Annotated in this window: 1 protein-coding gene; it reads left to right on the plus strand. The window is 47.7% G+C overall.

All coding sequences use genetic code 11. The features are described 5' to 3' along the window. Positions 1-152: 152 nt before the first annotated feature. A partial coding sequence (locus R7Z49_RS25630) for a lambda-exonuclease family protein (protein WP_318112478.1) occupies positions 153-652 on the plus strand: 500 nt, incomplete at its 3' end.

Genomic DNA, 652 nt, shown 5'->3' on the forward strand with positions numbered 1-652 from the left:
TAGGTTCGATTCAAGCCGGTAAAGCGGCAATTGATTCGGTTCAAGCAAGTGTTGTTCAGCACCAAACAGCGTTAGCACAAGCTGCAAAGTAACCACTTAACCCTGAAGGGGAGTTCTCTCCTTCAGGGGAGTCTCCCTTCAAAGGAGGCAATATGAAGGTTATCGACCTATCACAACGTACTCCTGCATGGCACCAGTGGCGCATTGCAGGGGTTACGGCATCTGAAGCCCCAATTATTATGGGGCGTTCACCCTACAAAACACCTTGGCGATTATGGGCAGAAAAAACCGGATTCGTATTACCGGAAGACCTGTCGAATAATCCAAATGTGCTTCGTGGTATAAGGTTGGAGCCTCAAGCAAGGCGAGCATTTGAGAATGCGCATAATGACTTTCTTCTGCCGTCATGTGCAGAAGCCGATCATAACGCAATCTTTCGAGCCAGCTTTGATGGCATCAACGATGCGGGCGAACCCGTTGAACTGAAATGTCCTTGCCAGTCAGTTTTTGAGGATGTGCAAGCTCACCGAGAACAAAGCGAGGCGTACCAGTTGTATTGGGTACAAGTACAGCATCAAATACTGGTCGCCAATAGCACGCGAGGTTGGTTGGTTTTCTATTTTGAGGATCAACTGATTGAGTTTGAAATACA

The sequence above is a fragment of the Vibrio sp. 1562 genome (assembly GCF_033340155.1).
GTDB lineage: Bacteria > Pseudomonadota > Gammaproteobacteria > Enterobacterales > Vibrionaceae > Vibrio > Vibrio alginolyticus.